The sequence below is a fragment of the Calditrichota bacterium genome, assembly GCA_020637445.1.
Classification (GTDB): Bacteria; Electryoneota; RPQS01; order RPQS01; family RPQS01; genus JABWCQ01.
This window is the reverse complement of sequence record JACJVZ010000001.1, coordinates 1,638,040-1,655,545: the sequence shown is the minus strand read 5'-3', so window position 1 is coordinate 1,655,545 and position 17,506 is coordinate 1,638,040. Positions and strand designations below refer to the sequence as shown.

13 protein-coding genes are annotated in these 17,506 nt (G+C 52.9%); 8 read left to right on the top strand and 5 right to left on the bottom strand.

Annotation, left to right across the window (positions count from 1 at the left end):
- Positions 1 to 90: 90 nt before the first annotated feature.
- From H6507_07020 to H6507_07010, 3 genes are all read left to right on the top strand, one after another.
- Positions 91 to 1,470 (top strand): sigma-54-dependent Fis family transcriptional regulator, encoded by a 1,380-nt coding sequence (locus H6507_07020; GenBank protein ID MCB9368838.1) that lies wholly within the window; start codon positions 91 to 93, stop codon positions 1,468 to 1,470.
- A 188-nt stretch (positions 1,471 to 1,658) separates the two neighbouring features.
- A complete protein-coding gene (locus H6507_07015) occupies positions 1,659 to 1,937 on the top strand; it encodes a chemotaxis protein CheW (GenBank protein MCB9368837.1) in 279 nt (92 codons plus the stop codon).
- A 24-nt stretch (positions 1,938 to 1,961) separates the two neighbouring features.
- On the top strand, positions 1,962 to 2,459 hold the full coding sequence (locus H6507_07010; GenBank protein MCB9368836.1) for a chemotaxis protein CheW: 498 nt from the start codon (positions 1,962 to 1,964) through the stop codon (positions 2,457 to 2,459).
- A 70-nt stretch (positions 2,460 to 2,529) separates the two neighbouring features.
- Here the strand turns inward: H6507_07010 and H6507_07005 are convergent, their stop codons facing one another.
- The 5 genes from H6507_07005 to H6507_06985 form a co-directional block, all read right to left on the bottom strand.
- A complete protein-coding gene (locus H6507_07005) occupies positions 2,530 to 6,183 on the bottom strand; it encodes a M36 family metallopeptidase (protein MCB9368835.1) in 3,654 nt (1,217 codons plus the stop codon).
- Positions 6,184 to 6,663: 480 nt separating this feature from the next.
- Positions 6,664 to 10,200 (bottom strand): M36 family metallopeptidase, encoded by a 3,537-nt coding sequence (locus H6507_07000; GenBank protein MCB9368834.1) that lies wholly within the window; start codon positions 10,198 to 10,200, stop codon positions 6,664 to 6,666.
- Positions 10,201 to 10,396: 196 nt separating this feature from the next.
- Positions 10,397 to 11,539, bottom strand: a complete 1,143-nt coding sequence (locus H6507_06995; protein ID MCB9368833.1) for an ABC transporter permease — start codon at positions 11,537 to 11,539, stop codon at positions 10,397 to 10,399.
- Entirely contained in the window at positions 11,536 to 12,471 is a 936-nt protein-coding gene (locus tag H6507_06990; protein MCB9368832.1) for an ABC transporter ATP-binding protein, read from the bottom strand. Before H6507_06990 ends, H6507_06995 begins: the two co-directional genes overlap by 4 nt.
- Positions 12,468 to 13,397, bottom strand: a complete 930-nt coding sequence (locus tag H6507_06985) for an HlyD family efflux transporter periplasmic adaptor subunit (protein ID MCB9368831.1) — start codon at positions 13,395 to 13,397, stop codon at positions 12,468 to 12,470. Before H6507_06985 ends, H6507_06990 begins: the two co-directional genes overlap by 4 nt.
- 385 nt (positions 13,398 to 13,782) lie before the next feature.
- On the opposite strand from H6507_06985, the gene flgC reads away from it, so the two are divergent.
- From flgC to fliG, 5 genes are read left to right on the top strand one after another with little or no spacing between them, the layout of a single operon-like run.
- Positions 13,783 to 14,271 (top strand): flagellar basal body rod protein FlgC, encoded by a 489-nt coding sequence (gene flgC / locus H6507_06980; protein ID MCB9368830.1) that lies wholly within the window; start codon positions 13,783 to 13,785, stop codon positions 14,269 to 14,271.
- Between the two features lies 1 nt (position 14,272).
- Complete coding sequence (locus H6507_06975) at positions 14,273 to 14,464, top strand: hypothetical protein (GenBank protein ID MCB9368829.1); 192 nt, start codon at positions 14,273 to 14,275, stop codon at positions 14,462 to 14,464.
- A 3-nt stretch (positions 14,465 to 14,467) separates the two neighbouring features.
- Positions 14,468 to 14,767 carry a flagellar hook-basal body complex protein FliE gene (fliE, locus tag H6507_06970; protein ID MCB9368828.1) on the top strand — a complete coding sequence of 100 codons (300 nt, stop codon included), beginning with the start codon at positions 14,468 to 14,470 and terminating at the stop codon, positions 14,765 to 14,767.
- Positions 14,768 to 14,797: 30 nt separating this feature from the next.
- Complete coding sequence (fliF, locus tag H6507_06965) at positions 14,798 to 16,495, top strand: flagellar M-ring protein FliF (protein ID MCB9368827.1); 1,698 nt, start codon at positions 14,798 to 14,800, stop codon at positions 16,493 to 16,495.
- Positions 16,482 to 17,504: a flagellar motor switch protein FliG gene (gene fliG, locus H6507_06960; GenBank protein ID MCB9368826.1), complete on the top strand. Its 1,023-nt coding sequence runs from the start codon at positions 16,482 to 16,484 to the stop codon at positions 17,502 to 17,504. The genes fliF and fliG overlap by 14 nt, the downstream gene beginning before the upstream one ends.
- Positions 17,505 to 17,506 lie beyond the last annotated feature (2 nt).

Sequence of the window (17,506 nt, the reverse complement as noted above, 5' to 3'; positions counted from 1 at the left end):
ATAGCGTGGAGAATGCGGGTTTTGAGGCGCAACTCCTGATTTTACAAAGTATAGTGACCCTTTCCGAACGCTAAATCGAGGATGCTGCTTATGGCCAAGAATCGTATTTTGGTTGTAGATGACGAACAACATTTTCGCGACTGGCTGGTCCAAACGCTGAAAAGAAGAAACTATGCTGTCGAAGCCTGCGAAGACGGCCAAACAGCCCTAAGCCTGCTTGAAGACGGACAACAGTTCGACGTGATCGTTTCCGACGTCAGAATGCCCAAAATGTCAGGTCTTCAGCTCCTTCGAACCGTCCACGAGAGATTCCCCGGAGTGGACGTCGTGATCATGACGCAGTACGGAAGCGTGCCGGAAGCGGTCGCCGCGCTGAAAGACGGAGCCATTGATTTCCTTGAGAAGCCGTTCCCGCAGGAAACCTTATTATTGCGCATACAGAAAGCATTCGAAGCGCGTAAACTAAAACTCGAAAACTATCAACTAAAACGCGAACTCGGAACGAAATTCCAGTTCAATAATATTCTGGGCCAATCTCCCAAGATGCTCGAAGTACTCGAACAACTTGAGATGATCGTGCCGACCAAAGCGACGGTACTAATTCAGGGCGAATCGGGGACGGGTAAGGAATTGATCGCCCGTGCACTGCATGAAAACAGCCCGCGCCGCAGCGGCCCGTTCGTGAAAATCAACTGTGCCGCGATGCCCGAAACTCTTATGGAATCGGAACTCTTCGGACACGAAAAAGGTGCCTTCACCGGTGCAATTAAGACGGTCGAGGGCCGCTTCGCAATGGCGCACGGGGGAACATTGCTGCTTGACGAAGTCAGCGAAATGTCGCCGACGATGCAAGCCAAACTCTTGCGTGTGCTGCAAGAGCGTGAATTCGAAAAACTCGGCGGACGCGAAACCATCAAGATCGACGTCCGGATTGTGGCTACGACCAACCGTGACTTAAAGAAGGCCATCGCCGACGAGCAATTCCGCGAAGACCTCTTCCACCGTTTGAACGTCTGCCCGATCATGGTAAGCCCATTGCGCGACCGCCGCGAAGATATTCCCGTTTTGGCCAGCCATTTCGTTTCTTTCTATGCCACCGAGTATGCGAAAGATATTCAGGGCATCGACGAAATCTCCATGGAGCAATTGATGTCCTACGAATGGCCCGGCAATGTCCGCGAATTGCAGCATAAGATGGAGCGCGCCGTGATTATGTGCGATGACACCCACATTCGTACCAAGCATCTCTATCTCGACGGCATCGAAACTTCGCCGAGCTCTGAAACCATGTTCACGCTCGATGCGCAAGCCACGGCAACGTTGTCCGAAATCGAAAAGGCCGCTATTTTCCGTGCGCTACGCGTGCATGACAACAACCGTACGAAAACCGCAGAGTCCCTCGGCATTTCAATCCGCACTCTCCGCAACAAACTGCGTGAGTACCGTGAGGAAGGGATCGCCGTGGACTAAAAGGTCCACTTCTCCGAAAATTTGAGCCGGTAGAGCAATTCTGCTGGCTCATTTTCGCTTTGTGGAGTTCCGGCCAGCATCCTCTTGCAAGCTAATGACTTGTAAATATTAATTGGAATGTAGACATTACAAAAGTGGATCCTATATTGCTTCTTTCCGAATGGTTCATTGCTAATAAGGAGCAACTTATGGCTGGAAAGTGGGTCACGTTCTGTTTGGGGACGGAAATCTATGGGGTTGAGATCGGCCATGTTCGGGAAATGGTCGCATTGATGGCGACACGCACAGTTCCAAAACAGCCGCCCGAGCAGCTTGGGGTTGCCATTCTCCGCAACGAGATTATTCCTGTCATGGATATGCGGAGAATTCTCGGAATGGCGAATGACCACGCCAGCATAGAAATCATCGATACCCTCGAAGCTCGCAAAGAAGACCATGTCAATTGGTTGAATTCGCTCGGCACCTGAATTCAAGAAGGATGCGAATTCAAGTTGAGCCTTGATCCCACGCAATGCAAATTCGGGAAATGGTACGCTGCTTTTGAAACGGATGATCCGAAATTGAGAGTTTTGCTGCAGCAAGCGGTGATTCCTCACGCCAAGATTCACGAGCTTGGCAAAACAGCAATTGAATTGGGAAAAAGTGGAAAGAAGGCCGAAGCGCAGGCACTAATCGAAGAGCACAGGGGCACCACTCTCTCGCGTTTAGTGACCCTTTTGAACGAGGCTATCCAACAGGTCAAAGATACCACTCGTCAAGTCGTCATTGTTCTTTCAGGAGACGGAGGATTGGTCGGAATTTGCGTAGATTCGCTGCACTCCGTCGTGCAGATCAACGAACAGGAAGTGCAGCACCCCGACACCGTTGGTGGTCTGAAGCACTACGAGGCGATTCTTGGATACTGGCCTCATTCGCAATCGGGAGTCGTTACTTGTCTCCTCGACGTTGAAAAACTCTATCCGTCGCTTTCTATAGCTGAAGTTCAATAGCCAAATTGAGGCACTACAAAAAGGGTTCTCCGATTGGAGAACCCTTTTTTGCTTTCAATTTTCGCCAGCGCTAATTCTTGACCTGTTTTGATTCGGGTTGCGGAGCCAGCGTGCCGTACCAATTGACCGCCGGAACAAATTCCTCGTCCGGCTGCGGCTTGTCGGGATTCGGGCCGGAGATCCAATCGGGATTAAGATAAAAGCTCATCGATTCAGTCGTCGCTTCAACGGTCTCCGTTTTCGTCTGAACAGATGCAATCGCGGCGTCACCCGGCGTGTCCAGCAGAAGCGTCGGGCCCAATGCCGTGACGATGTAGTAGTACTGCAAGTTCGGATTCGCCGTCGCATTCGCATCGGTGTAGAACGCGTTCGCCGTGGTGCCAATCAAATTGGCGGCAATCGGCTGCGGATCCGGTGTCGTCGTACGATAAACACTATATGTGACTGAACCGGAAGATGCGACCGGCGCCCAATCCAAATAGATGTCGTTGTTCTGGCGAATCACGACCAAAGATTCCGGAGAACACGTATTGCCCGTCACATTCATAATGAACGGTCCAGCATAACCCGAATAACCGTGCACGATGATCCAGTACGGACGGCCGGACAATGCCGTAAACGTCGCGGTGCTTTGAAGCACATATTGGTCGCCGCAGTAGTTGTCGTCGTTGCAGGCAATCGATATCGTTCCCGGGCAAGTGAAACCGCCGGAGCGAATTTCCAAACCCGTATCATACTCCGAACCGCACAGCGAAACTGTGACTTCCGTGCACGACTCGAGTTGCAAAGAATAGAAAACATCCCAGCTATTCGTGCCGACGCAATTGGCATTGTCGTTGTCCGCGCAATACGTGCTGCCCACGTCGGTGTACGGAAGTTGCGTAATTGCATAGGCACCCGTGCAGGCGTCGTTCGGGCGTATACCGCCGGACTGACCGGCGACGTTGATCGTGTACGGTCCGGCGTATGTGAAGAATCCGTGTACGATGAAGTAATAGTGGACTCCCGCTTCGGCGAAGAAGGTTAGCTCGCTCTGCAAGCTGCAGAAATCGTCGTTGCAATTGACGCGAACCAACCCGGGACAGTCGCCGCCTGCGCGTACTTCGATGGCAGTGTCGTAGTTCGAACCGCACAACGACACGGTCACCATTCCGCATGCCAACGGAGTGTAGTTATACACGACGTCCGGTGAAGTTGTGCCGATACAGTTGGCGAAGTCGTTGTTCGCGCAAACGGTGTTGCCATTGTCCGTGAAAGGCAGCGAGTTAATGGTCGTGCCCGGACATGTATCATTAGCCGGAACAAACAGGCCGCCTGACGTAACGTTTAGGACGTAATTCCCTTGACTCGTCGTAGAGTAGCCGTGCACGAAGAAGTAGTAAGTTTGGTTTGCCGCCGCCTCAAATGTCACTTGGCTGGAAAGCCCGCAATAATCATCGTTGCAGGCAACGAGCGTGTTTCCCGGACAGCTTCCGCCGGAGCGGACTTCAATCGCCGTGTCATAGCTCGATCCGCACAAAGAAACCGTCACGGTCTGACAAGTTGGAGATGTGTACGTGTAAACCACTTCGGGTGACGACGTTCCCACGCAAGTATTGTAGTTGTTTGTCGCGCCACAGGTCGTTCCCGAATCGCTGTACGGAAGCGTACTGATGACGGTTGATCCGGGGCACGAGTCGTTCGCCGGAATCGGATCGTGCGCGGAGCCGGTCACTGCGATATTGTAGCTGCCGGAGTTCGTGCTGAATCCGAAAACAATGATGTAGTACGTCGTGTTCGCGTCCGCTGTAAAAGCTATCTGGCTTTGCAGGCCGCAGCCGCTGTAGTCGTCATTGCACCCCGCCGAAAAACTTCCCGGACATGACCCGCCATAACGAATTTCGACTGCGGTGTCGTAGCTCGAACCGCACAAGCTGACCACGATGTCGCGCGGGCAGGCTGCCGGAGACAACGTGTAAACGACGTCTTGAGCGTTGGAGGACGCACAAGAATGCGAGTAGTTAAATGCTGCTGTTGCCGTACTGCCGACGCCGACATACGGAAGTGCAGAGATCGTGTAGCCGGGGCATTCGTCGTTGTTCGGCGGATCGATTAATCCGCGTGCAACAAACGACGTCGTGATGCCGCCGACATGTGATCCGCTATAGAGGTTCTGATCCGCTGTGATCACCGCATTTGCAGCGGTGAGCATCGAAGCACCGGTGCCGTAGTAATAATAGCTCTGCAGCGAGACCTTGTTCATTACCGTGCGGCTGTTGATGTTTATCTCCGCGTCGTGCAGAGCCTGACTCCAAATTTGTCCGCCGTAATGAACACCCGTATTGTCTTCGGGATAGTGCAATCCCGCTTGCATCGACCTGCCCCCGAAACATGGCTGCAATGCCCAGTTCACGACCCAGTTCCCACCGTAGGTCGACACGGATCGACTGTACGAATTCGCCCAGTAGTCGCCCCAGCCTTCACCAAGACGACCTTCGTCGCCGCCGCCCCAGCCCGGAGTAATCGAGTTGTGGATCGCATGACCGTATTCGTGGAGGACAACGTCCGCATCTTCGGCGGCATCCGCATCCGACGTGCTTGAGCCTTGTCCAAACGTCAGGTAATTGCCAGACGGATGATAGTGCGCGTTGCAACTGAAATTTTCGGCGTGAGGATCACAAGGCAACGGCGCATTTTGAATGCTCAAAAATCCCAACGAGCGCATCCAACGTTGACTCTTGTCAATGTGGTAGTACGTAACGACGTCTTCAAAGGCATCCGCGGAGCGAGTATAGTTGAACGCCGAGCTGCCAGCCTGAATTACCGGTGCTATTGTCGGCGCTTCGATGTCGTCGATGTCACAATAGGGACCGGTCAGATAGTAGTAAGTCGTGCCAAACAACGGAAATGAAGAAATGTCCAGCAACGTCCTGTTGAATCTCTGCGCGGTTAGCTGCGGAGAATCTGCGTCATTGTTGTCCGTCAATCCGGTCGATCCGTACGGCATGCCCGACGTCACAATCGGATTCGGATCAAAAACGTATCCCGTACCATTCACGGCCATCGCAATATCCTTGGCGCGCAAAATCGCCCCGCTGCTCGCTTCGACCATGATCTCCCAATCTCCGCCGGCATCCGATTCCTCGGAGTAGTTTACGAGCACTCGCCAGCACAACGCAAAATCGCGGTTGTCACCGGCCCAAACCACCAAATCCGTCTCAGGGCCGAAGATCGCCTCTGTTTGGGGCTCAACATATGATTTGGCAATCTGAATCGCCATGCTCGAAGAGATCGCGGGAGTCGTGACGACCGTATTATCGAAGAGGTAAAGACTCGAAAAATAGAAAGTGGCGTACATGTCGCGGTCAAACGAGACGACCGCGTTGCCCGGGTAGACTCGCACGCCGTTAATGACTCGCTCAAATGTCACGTGGTAGCCGCCGGGAGATTCCGCGGAGCGCGCCACCTGAAGTCCGTCTTTGGTCGGAGCCATACCCAACCAATCTTTATGTGCCGACAGAAACTCCCAAGCGGCTTCCTCCGGTGTTCCGCTATAAGGACCTTCGTGAAGCTGGCTGACGGATTGTAGGCGGCCCGAACGGGTGTCAATCACCGCATTCCCGTCATTTTCCCATGCGCTGCCTTCGTCCCAATGAGTCGGCGGTGTCTCAAGAGGGTTGACCTCATAGACATGGACGGCAAAGGCCAAGTTGGCCAGCGCGATGGCTGCCATAGCGACAGCCACAATTGCTTTTCTTAACAGTCTCTTAGACAAATCCATACTGAAATCCTCGCTTGATTCTCCATACTTTACAACCAATTAGCGGACTATGTAGTATATTTGAATCTTTTATTTGGATTTGCAAGCCTTTTCAACTAATTCAGAAAAAAACACAAAAGACCCGCTCCAACACAAGCAGGTCTACCCAGCATAGCAAACAATTCAATTGAATAATAGAAAAGGAAGCAGGTGGCTTAGTCGAGCGTGCGGGGGCAAAACGTCACCTCGATGGTCAACAGGAGGAAGGCAAACAGGAAGTCCGGCAAGTGAGTTTTGGGAGTGAATTTCTCGGGACAGCCAAAAGCAAAGGGCCGCTTATTAGCGGCCCTTTGCTTCACTCAAAAACTTCACGGTCTATTCCGAGTCTCGTTATTTCAGAAAATATGGAAAAGAAGTTCTTTGGTCAGATTCCCGAACCCCGGCTGCTGCCGAATTCGTGACTTTTCAGAAATCGGATTTAGCAGTGGGTAACACCCTCAAGCTGTTTGAACTCTGAGTCGCAGCAGGCGCGTCTTTGCGAGCATTCATTTGAAGTGGCTCTGTTGATGCTGTAACGACATAATAGTATCGAAGCCCGGGATTCAACATGGCGTCTGCATCGGAATAGAAACCATTTGTTGTTGTGCCAATCAGATTTGCGGGCACGGGCAGTATGCTTGAATTGGCGGATCTGTACACCGAGTAAATAACGGAGCCTTGCGGTCCAACCGGTGCCCAGCGCAGATTAATGTCATTGTTCACGCGCGTTACAACCAGCGATTCCGGAGCGCAAGCAGTTCCCGTTACGTTCAATACGAACGGCCCGGCCTCCATGTTTTGACCGTGAACAACGAACCAGTAATCAATGCCTGCGAGAGCAGTAAATGTTGCTCGGCTCTGCAAATCACAGAAGTTGTCGTTGCATGCAACTAAAGTCGTACCGGGACAACTGGAACCGCCTGTGCGAATTTCCAGTCCCGTGTCGAAGTCCGATCCGCAAAGTGACACGGTCACTACTTCGCAGGCTTCCAAATTGAGCGAATAGAACAAATCCTTGCTGTCGACACCTACGCAATTCGGGCGGTCGTTGTGCGCGCAACGCGTGCTGCCTACGTCTGTATACGGCAATTGCGTGATGGCCGTTGCGCCCGGGCAGTGATCGTTCGAGCGAACACCGCCAATCGTTCCTGTTACGTTTAACGTAAAAGGTCCGGCTGAATTTGCGTGCCCGTGTACGATGAAGTAATAGCGGACGCCTGATTCGGCAAAAAAACTTGCCTCACTCTGAAAGTCGCAAGAGTTATCGTTGCAGGCAATTTGGATATTTCCCGGACAAGGACCGCCTGCACGAATTTCGATCCCTGTATCATACTCCGAACCACAAAGTGACGCTGTAACAGTCCCGCACGCCTGAGGAGTGTAATTGTAAACAACGTCTGGAGACAAAACTCCGGCACAGTTTGGGTAGTCGTTCTCAGCACATGAGGTATTGCCGTTGTCCGAGTAGGGAAGTGACACAATCGTTTTCCCGGGGCAAGTGTCATTGGGGGGAACGAACGCACCGCCGGTCACCACATTGAGCGTATACGCGCCGCGGCTTCCCGTCACATATCCGTGAACCACGATGAAGTACGTTTGATTCGCCGCAGCGTCAAAGGCTGCTTGGCTCTGCAAACCGCAGAAATTATCGTTGCAGGCAACAAGCGTGTTGCCTGGGCACGGCCCGCCTGTGCGAATCTCGATTGCGGTATCGTAGTCCGATCCGCAAAGCGAAACGGTGATATGCTGACAGTCGGGCGATGCGTAACGATAAAAGACATCCGGCGAATTCTGTCCCACGCACTTGTCGAAATCACTTGTTGCCGCACAGGTGTTGCCGGAATCCGTATAAGGAAATGACGGAATAACCGTTGCATTGGCGCAATGGTCATTTGAAGGTACAGGAACCCCCGGAGTTCCGTCAACCGACAAAACATAATTCCCGGCGTTCGTACCGGTGCCGTAAATAAGTATGTAGTACGGGATGTTCGGTTCGGCAGCAAATGCAGCTCGGCTCTGCGGACTGCAGCCGGCAAAATCGTTGTTGCACCCGACCACCGTGGAACCCGGACATGAGCCGTCCGTTCGAATCTCGACTGCCGTATCAAACGAAGACCCACAGAGGCTGACAACGACTTGAGTGGGACACGTCAACGGGGCCAACGTGTACACAACATCAGGCGAATTCGGCGATGCGCAAGTATGATCATAATCATTTGAAGCGCCCACCGTTGTTCCAACGGTGTCAAACGGGAGCGAAGTAATCGTGAAGCCCCGGCAAACATCATTGTCCGGAAGATCCAGAAGACCTCGCGCAAGCAGCGAAGCCGAAATCGGTCCCAGATGCACACCCCCATATAGCGCTTGATCGGCGTCAATCAAGGCCAATGCGGCGGTGAGCATTGACGCGCCGCTGCCGTAGTAATAATAGCTCTGCAAAACGTCGCTATTCATACTCGTTCGACCGATGTCCGATTCTCCATCGTGAAGCGCCTGACTCCAAATCTGGCCATCTGCATGTGATTCACCCGCGACGTCTTCAGGGTAGTGCTTATTAGCTACCATTGACCGGCCTCCAAAGCAAGTTTGAAGGCCCCAGTTTCCGACTAGGTCACCACCATAGGATGAGACCGAACGGCTGTATGAATTCGCCCAGTAGTCGCCCCAACCTTCACCCAACGCGCCCTCCTCGCCGCCGCCCCAGTCTGGAGTGATCGAATGATTGATGCCATGTCCATATTCGTGTAAGATAATATCTGCATCTTCCGCGGCATCGACTTCGTCAGTTCCATCGCCGAATGTCAGATAGTCCCCGTTGTTGTGGTGATGCGCGTTACACGCAAAGTCTTCGGCGTGAGGATCTACTTCAATAGGAAAGTTCAGAATGCTTCCGAAACCAAGTGAATCCAACCAGTAGTGCGAGTTCTCGATATGGTAATAGCACATTACCGCTTCAAAATCATATTGATCGCGCGAGTAATTGAAAATATCGTTGCTGGGATAAGGCGGAGAATAATTGGGAGATTCGATATCGACTATTCTGCAAAAGTCTCCGCTCAACTCGTACCACTCGAATCCGGGGTAGGCAATAAAGAAGCTGACGTCAGGCAGTGTACGTGAAATTCGCTCGTTGGACAACTCCGTACTGTTTGCGTCGTCGTTGTCCGAAAGTCCCGGCGATCCGTACGGCATTCCCGACGTTACGATGGGATTGGGATCGAACACGTAACCAGTGGCGTCTCCCTCCGCCGTATTTTTCGCTCGTCTGACCTGACCACTACTCGCATCCACCATAATTTCCCAGTCTCCGCGGGCATAAGACTTCTCGGCGTAATTAACGATCACCCTCCAACAAAGCGAAAAGTCTCGATTGTCTCCAGCCCATATGACCAAACTTGCCTCCGGACCAAAAACGGGCTCTGTAAGTGGTTCCAAATACGCGTTCGTAACCTGAATCGCCATGTCCTTTGATATCGCTGGAGTCGTCGAGACTCTGTCGTCGAAGACATAAATACTCGAGAAAAAGAAACGCGCGTACATGTCCCGATCAAACGATATGACGACATTGCCGGGATAAACTCGTACGCCATGGATAACACGCTCGAACGTAACGTGAAAACCACCCGGCGATTCAGCAGTTCGGGCTATTTGCAGGTTCGATTCTTTCGGCTCGAACCGAAGCCAATCCGAGTGAGCCTTTAGAAAATCCCAGGCAGCGTCTTCCAGTTTTACAGAATACGGGCCCTCGCGAAGGCCACTTACTGTCTGAACTGCTCCGTTTCGCATGTCCGTGACTACGTTGCCCGTGACCTCCCATGCTCTCTGCTCGTCCCAGTGAGTTGGAGGCGTTTCCAAGGGGTTTTCTGGGTCTTGTTGAATCGCGAGAGCTTGACCACTAACAACCAGAAGAACCAGAAAGTGGGCAACAAACCATTTTATAAACAATCTCTTAGTGACATTCATGCCTGCTGCCCTTCACGAATTGGTCTGTTCCTCAATGATTCTCGACACCAATATTAGAATAAGAGCATTTATGTCTAATTCGCAAGCAAAAAGTAGTTCTGTTAGAAAATGATCGCTCCAGATAATGGACTGACTTCAATCAATAAACGGACAAGGGAATAAATTAGGTTGACCCTGAATCAACTGAGCGGATAACTTAGTCGAGCGTGCGGCGGTAAAACGTCACCGCGATGGTCATTAGGAGGAAGGCAAACAGAATGAGCGGCCAAATGTCCGGCCAGAGAGTAGGGAGTGTGCTGCCTTTTAGAAAAATGCCGCGCACCAATCGGAGGAAGTAGGTTAGGGGAAGGGCGTTTCCTATCACTTGAGCCCATTCGGGCATTCCGCGAAACGGAAACATGAACCCGGAGAGAAGAATGTTGGGAAGAAAATAAAACATCGTCATCTGCATGGCCTGAAGCTGGTTCTTCGCGATTGATGACAGCGTTATTCCGACCATGAGATTGACAGCCACAAACAAGAGTATGGAGACATAGAGTGTAAACAGACTTCCAAAAAACGGAACATGAAATAGGAATAAAGCTCCAAGCAAAATTATCGTGGATTGCAGGACGCCGATGAAAATATACGGCAGAATCTTGCCCGCCATGACTTCAAGCGGCTTGACAGGCATGGCCAAAAGATTCTCCATCGTCCCGCGTTCGCGCTCGCGAGTCATGGCCAGCCCCGTCATCAGGATCATCATCATCGTCAAAATCACACCCATCAATCCCGGAACGATATTGTAGTGAGTGTTGCCTTCCGGATTGTATTGACGATGCACACGCGCCTCGAACGGAGCGGGACTCCCGGCCAGTCTGGTCAGCGGACCTTTCAAGTCCTTGCGTGCGACATACTCAGTTACCGAAGCGACTGCAGCCAAGGCAATACTCGTGGCGCTCGGATCGGTGGCGTCAGCTTCAACCAAAATCGCGGGCCGGTCGCCGCGCAAGACGTCACGCGTGAAATTCACCGGAATGTTGATGACGAATTGCACCTCTCCCTTTGCCAACGCGGCCTGCGCAGAGGCCTCATCCTGAAACGTGCCGATGATATCAAAATATTCCGAATGCTTGAGAGTCGAAAGAATCGTCCGCGTAATGTCGCTGTGGTCTTGCACCAGCAGCCCCGTCGGCATATGCTTCGGATCGCTGTTTATGGCATAGCCGAAGAGCGTCAACTGCGCGAGCGGAATCATCACGATCATCCCGAACGTCAAGCGGTCCCGCTTGATCTGCAGAAACTCCTTGACCACCATGCTCCACCAGCGGGAGAACCCGGCGCGGCTGAATCCGATCATGCTTTGACTCCGTTGTGGTTATTCGCGCTCTTCATCAGATGAATGAACACGTCTTCGAGTCCCGTCTCAATCGGTTCGATTTTCCATGTTGTTCCCGCCACGGCCTGTCGCAATTCCGCTTCAAGTGCGGTGCTGTTCAGTCCGCTAACATGCAGCGTGCTCCCAAATAACACCGTCTGCGATACTCCGTCCGTCTTCTGCAATTTCTCCGAAAGAATCGCCAAATCTTCACCGTGCACAAGCCACGTCGAGAGCTTCTGCGATGCAACCACTTCATCCGACGTTCCCTGCGCGAGCATGTTGCCGTTAAAAATATAGGCCAACTTGTGGCAGCGCTCGGCTTCGTCCATGTAGTGTGTGCTCACGAGCACGGAAATCCCCTTGAGCGCAAGCAAATGCAGCTCTTCCCAAAAATCGCGGCGTGCCGAAGGATCTACTCCGGCTGTCGGCTCATCGAGCAGCAGCAGTTGCGGCTGATGCAAAAGGCAAGCGGCCAGCGCAAGGCGCTGTTTCCATCCGCCGGACAGCGCGCCGACCAACTGATGCTGCCTGTCCGTTAACCCCAAGTCGCGTAACGCTCCGTTGACGGCATCCTGCTTGTCGGGCATGTCGTACATGCGCGCGACAAATTCGAGATTCTCGCGGATCGTCAAATCTTCCCAATAGGAAAACTTTTGCGTCATGTAACCGACGCGGCGTTTGATTTCGTCGCTTTGCTTACGGATGTCGAAACCCAAACATGTTCCGCTGCCGGAGTCCGGTTTCAACAGTCCGCACATCATACGAATGGTCGTCGTCTTGCCGCTGCCATTGGGTCCCAGAAAACCAAAAATCTCCCCGCGCTGAACTTGCAGGGAGACTTCATTCACGACTCGTTTGTGGCCAAACGATTTGGTCAGTTTTTGGACGTCGATGGCCAGCTCGTGGTTCATTTGAAGCGCACGGTCACGGGTTGGCCGACGTTCAGATGCGCGGCCATATCCACGGGGCGCGCTTCAATCATATAAACGAGCTTCGATCTCGTTTCGTTGCTGTAGATAATCGGAGGCGTATATTCGGCCGTGGTCGAGACAAAGCTGACTGTGGCCGGTACGCCACTTGTCCAGCCGTCGGCATGTACGACTACTTCTTGTCCGGTCTTTACCATAGACAATTGACTCTCCGGTACAAAAAATCGAATCTTGCGGTTCTCTTCCGGCAAGAGTCTCACGGCCGGATACCCGGCGGGAATCCACTCACCCACCTGATAGAGCACGTCCACCACGAGGCCGCCGTCCGTCGCATGCACGGCCTTCTGATCGAGCTTCCACTTCGCTTGCAATACCGCGGCTTCCGCCGATGCCGCAATTCCCTCCTGCGCCTTCAGTTGATCCGTCCGTGCAGGCAGGCTTGCTACTTTAAGCTGGTTCTCCATTTCCGTGACTTTCGCTTCGGCCATGTCGGCCTGTGCGCGAAGCTCGTCCATCCCTTCCGGCGACAAACTCCCCTCACCGTAAATCTTCTCCTCGCGGCTCAATCTCGATTGGATGCTCTTGCGGTTGGCAATAGCTTGCTCAAGCTGTGCTTTGATCACATTGATCTCGGCGGGGCGACGCCCTTGCTGCATATCGCTGAGCTGAGCTTGCGCCGTTGCTAATTGCTCCTGAGCTTGTTTGAGTCCTTCAGACTCAATGGTCGCTTCCAAGTAGTAAAGCGCGGCTCCTTCGGCAACCGTGTCGCCGCGCGTGACGGCAACGGAATCCAGACGTCCCGCTTGTGATGACGCGACGTCCACGTAGTCGCCTTCCACATAACCTTGATACTCGCCATCTTGAGCTTCCGAGCAGCCCGAAAATGCCAGCCATGCGACTGCCAGCATTGCGAGAACTATCCATTTCCGAAGAGACTCAAAAATACTATACATAAAGGTGGCCGCCAGTTTTGGGTGGCTTGCTCCCAATAAATTATCAAAATACGGTAACCAATTCGCGCCTAAAAGGCAAACCAGACATCCGACTTGTCACATCGTTTGCTCCATCCTATAACATCTGCATAGGCAACCTAAAGCTCCACCTGTGGGAAATTGATGCCGGACGAGAGATATGCCCATGTGAAAAGTCTGCCGCCTTTCAGGTCTGTTGTAATATTAAAATATATATTAACAAATACTTAAAATGAAAGTTAAAGCCCAAATTAAAGTTTTTGACGGGTCGGCACGATAACTGCTTATCGTTCTGGTGGCAAAAAAGTTAAAGGATCGCTTGATGGAAATCCATCCCCTGTTTTCCGGCATGAACACCAGTACGTCGGGTATGACCGCCCAGCGGAAGCGCATGAACGCCATCGCCGAAAACATCGCAAACATCGAAACTACCCGCACGGAAGACGGCGGGCCCTACCGCCGCAAAGCCACCGTGCTTTCGGAAGACCAGCGGTTTGAAACGGCCCTTTCACAGAGCACCAACCAGAAGCTCGCTCGCACCGACACGAACCACATGTTTGGGCGCGACGAAGACAAGATTCTGTCCCCAATGCAGGGTGTGAAGGCTACGATTGAAGCGGATCAATCGCCCTTCCGAGAAGTATACGATCCCGACCACCCGGACGCCGACGAAAACGGCATGGTGCAAATGCCGAATGTCGACCTCGTGCAGGAAATGACGGATCTCATCAGCGCGTCGCGAGCCTTTGAGGCCAACGTTACGGCGTTTAACGCGACCAAGGCGATGATGAAGAAAGCTCTGGAACTCTAAGATGAAAATCGGCACCGGATATACCCCGCCTATTCTGCCGCAGCAGCGCGTCAACACGATTCAGCATGACGCCCACGGCGAACGCAATTCCGCGGAAGCGAAACTGCGGGAACTGATTGCACAAAAACACGCGGAATTTGAAACCTTTCGGCCCGTCGAAGAACTCGGCAAAAATCTCGACTTGAGGGCATAATCCATGATCTACGGCATTGACAACATCAAACCGATTCCGCCGATTGCGAACGGCGTGCAGCCGACCCCAAAGGTCGCGGACGGCGAATCTTTCGGCGATACTCTGTCGAACTTCGTCGGCAATGTGAACAAAACGCAGCTCGAGGCGATCGACAAGACCAATCAGTTTGCCACAGGACAAATTCAAGACGTGCACGAAGTCATGGCCGCCGTCGAAGAAGCATCCATCTCGCTTTCGTTGCTGCTGGAAATTCGCAAGAAAGCGCTCGAAGGTTATCAGGAACTGATGCGCACGCCGGTCTAAACAATCTGACACTCCAAGCACTTCGGATAAATGGGCAATCCACTCGATACACTTAAGGAACTCTGGCAACGGTTAACCGTCAACCAACGCGCGCTGATGATTATCGGCGGCGGACTGGTGATCGCGATTTCCGCCGCTGCGATTTCCTATTCCACTCGGCCTGTGCTGGCCACTCTGTACAACGGTCTCGAATCCAAAGATGCCGCGGCAGTCGCGGACCAACTGCGCGATGAAAAGATCGAATTTGAAGTGACCAGCGACGGTACGATCAAAGTGCCGCAGCAATACGTCAACTCGCTGCGCCTGACATTCGCGGAAAAGGGAATCCCGCATTCCGGCGAGCTGGGCTACGAGATTTTTGACAAACCGCAATTAGGTTTGACGGACCAGCTTCAAAAATTGAATCAGCGCCGCGCGATCGAAGGAGAACTTGCACGCACCATGACGTCTATCGAAGGCGTTGAAGGCGCGCGCGTGCATCTTGTGATTCCGGAGCAGCGCCTCTTTAAGGAAGACAAAAAACCTGCGACAGCTTCGGTCGTCTTAACTCTCAAACAGGGTTTTTCTCTAAGTAAAAAACAAGTCGCCGCCTTAGCCGCTTTGACGTCCTACGCCGTCGAAGGATTGGAGCCTGAACACGTCACGATTCTCGACTCGGAGGGAAATCCGCTGACCAACGGCCCGCGCGACGAACTTGCCGGATTGTCGTCCACGCAGCTTGAAATGCAGACGATGATCGAAAAAGAGCTTGAAGACAAAGCGGAAGGGCTCTTGATGGACGTCGTCGGCCCCGGCCGCGCACGTGTTGAAGTAACAGCGAAACTCAACTGGAACCGCATCGAGCGCACGTCCGAAAATTACGACCCGGAACGAGTCGCGACCTTGTCCGAAGAATCGCAAACAAGCGAAGACGCGACTGCCGGAACGTCGGAAAAGCTCGTTACCAACTATCAAGTCCCGCGCACCGTAGAAAAAGTCGTGCCCGAAGTCGGCAATATCGAGCGCATTTGGGCCTCCGTGCTCATCGACGGAAACTACGAGACAAGCACGGACTCGCTTGGCAATGTCACTCAAACCTATGTTGAGCGCACTCCGCAAGAACTTGAAAAGTTCCGCGCCATGGTATCCAGTGCGCTGGGCATCGATCCGAACCGCAACGACGAATTGACCGTGATGTCGTTTCAGTTCAACGAAAGTCCTGAGGCCATAAATACAGCGCCTGAATTACCGACGAACTGGCTTTCGCTGTTGCAGAAATTTGCGGACAAGATTATTCTGTTGGTTGTCCTCATCCTCGCGTTCTTCGCAGTCCGCTCGATGATGAACAAGATGAGCGCCAAGTTGCCTGCTTTGCCGCAAGGTATGCAGATGGCCATGGTTGGCGCGGGCGAACAGGGCGGGGCAATCGGAGCAGGTGCATCCACCGGTCAACTGGCTGGTGGTCACGCGTCCGGGCAACTACAGCAAGGCAGCTCCGATCATAGCACTGTGAGCGGAGGCTCCATGAGCGCCGTCGGAAGAAGCGGTGCTGTGATGGGAAATGACGGGCCGAAGGTCGTCTTCAAGTCGAAGGAGCAGCCGCAGACTATCGAATTGGATGAAGAGGGACCGTCCGTTGAAGCTCTTCGCGCACAAGAGATGCTCAACCGAACCGTGCAGTTTGTCATGAACAAGCCCGACAACGCGACGCAAATTCTAAGAAGCTGGGTGGCTGATGGCGCAAACTAGTAAAAACACTCCCGCGAAATTGTCAAACTTGCAGAAAGCGGCAGTGCTGATGATCTCCATCGGTCCGGATGCTTCTGCGGAGTTCTACAAGAGAATGCAGCAAGACGAAATCGAAGAGATAACGAAGGAAATGCTGCGTCTTCGAAACGTGGATTCAGCGATGGCCAACTCGGTGATCGAGGAATTTTACCACATGATGACCGCGCAGGAGTTCGTCGCCATCGGCGGTATCTCCTATGCGGAAGAAGTGTTGAATAAGTCTCTCGGACCGGAAAAAGCTCTTGAAATCATCCGCCGTATCGAACGCATGATCCGCGTCAAAGGATTCAATGTTCTGAAGAACGTCGATCCGAACCAACTGCTTGCCTTTATGCAAAAGGAGCATCCGCAGACTATTGCGTTCGTCTTGAGCCAGTTGCAGCCGCAGCAAAGCGCGCAAATTCTCGCAGACCTGGCGCCCGACCTTCAAGCCGAGGTGATGATGCGGTACGCGAATATGGAGCGCGTCGCGCCCGAAACGATTTCGGCCGTCGAATCCGTGCTCGAATCGCGCGTCGATTTCAATCAAAGCTCCAGCAAGCTCGGCGGCGTAAAGGCCGCTGCGGAAATTCTCAACTTGGTCGGCACCTCCGGCGAACGCGCAATTCTTTCGAAAATCAACGAGCGCGCACCCGAGCTTGCCACCGAGATCAAGAACCTGATGTTTGTATTTGAAGATATCGTGCAGCTTGACGACCGCTCGATTCAGAAGGTCCTCAAGGAAGTCGACAACAAAGACCTTGCGCTGGCTCTTAAGCACGTCAATCCGGAAGTCAAGGCCCGCGTGCTCGCCAATATGTCCGAGCGTGCGTCCGAGACAATCCAAGAAGAAATCGAATACATGGGACCTGTTCGTCTGAAGGAAGTCGAAGTCGCGCAGCAGCAGATCGTCGACTCCATTCGCAAGCTCGAAGAGCAAGGTCAGATTGTTGTCGTGAGCAGTTCCAAAGGCGACGTGATGGTGGAGTAATT

Excerpts from the sequence above, each read along its gene's own strand:
- H6507_07020 (MCB9368838.1), top strand. The coding sequence starts at position 91 with ATGGCCAAGAATCGTATTTTGGTTGTAGATGACGAACAACATTTTCGC.
- H6507_07015 (MCB9368837.1), top strand. The coding sequence starts at position 1,659 with ATGGCTGGAAAGTGGGTCACGTTCTGTTTGGGGACGGAAATCTATGGG.
- H6507_07000 (MCB9368834.1), bottom strand. The coding sequence starts at position 10,200 with ATGAATGTCACTAAGAGATTGTTTATAAAATGGTTTGTTGCCCACTTT.
- H6507_06995 (MCB9368833.1), bottom strand. The coding sequence starts at position 11,539 with ATGATCGGATTCAGCCGCGCCGGGTTCTCCCGCTGGTGGAGCATGGTG.
- H6507_06990 (MCB9368832.1), bottom strand. The coding sequence starts at position 12,471 with ATGAACCACGAGCTGGCCATCGACGTCCAAAAACTGACCAAATCGTTT.
- H6507_06985 (MCB9368831.1), bottom strand. The coding sequence starts at position 13,397 with ATGCTGGCAGTCGCATGGCTGGCATTTTCGGGCTGCTCGGAAGCTCAA.
- flgC (MCB9368830.1), top strand. The coding sequence starts at position 13,783 with ATGGAAATCCATCCCCTGTTTTCCGGCATGAACACCAGTACGTCGGGT.
- H6507_06975 (MCB9368829.1), top strand. The coding sequence starts at position 14,273 with ATGAAAATCGGCACCGGATATACCCCGCCTATTCTGCCGCAGCAGCGC.
- fliE (MCB9368828.1), top strand. The coding sequence starts at position 14,468 with ATGATCTACGGCATTGACAACATCAAACCGATTCCGCCGATTGCGAAC.
- fliF (MCB9368827.1), top strand. The coding sequence starts at position 14,798 with ATGGGCAATCCACTCGATACACTTAAGGAACTCTGGCAACGGTTAACC.
- fliG (MCB9368826.1), top strand. The coding sequence starts at position 16,482 with ATGGCGCAAACTAGTAAAAACACTCCCGCGAAATTGTCAAACTTGCAG.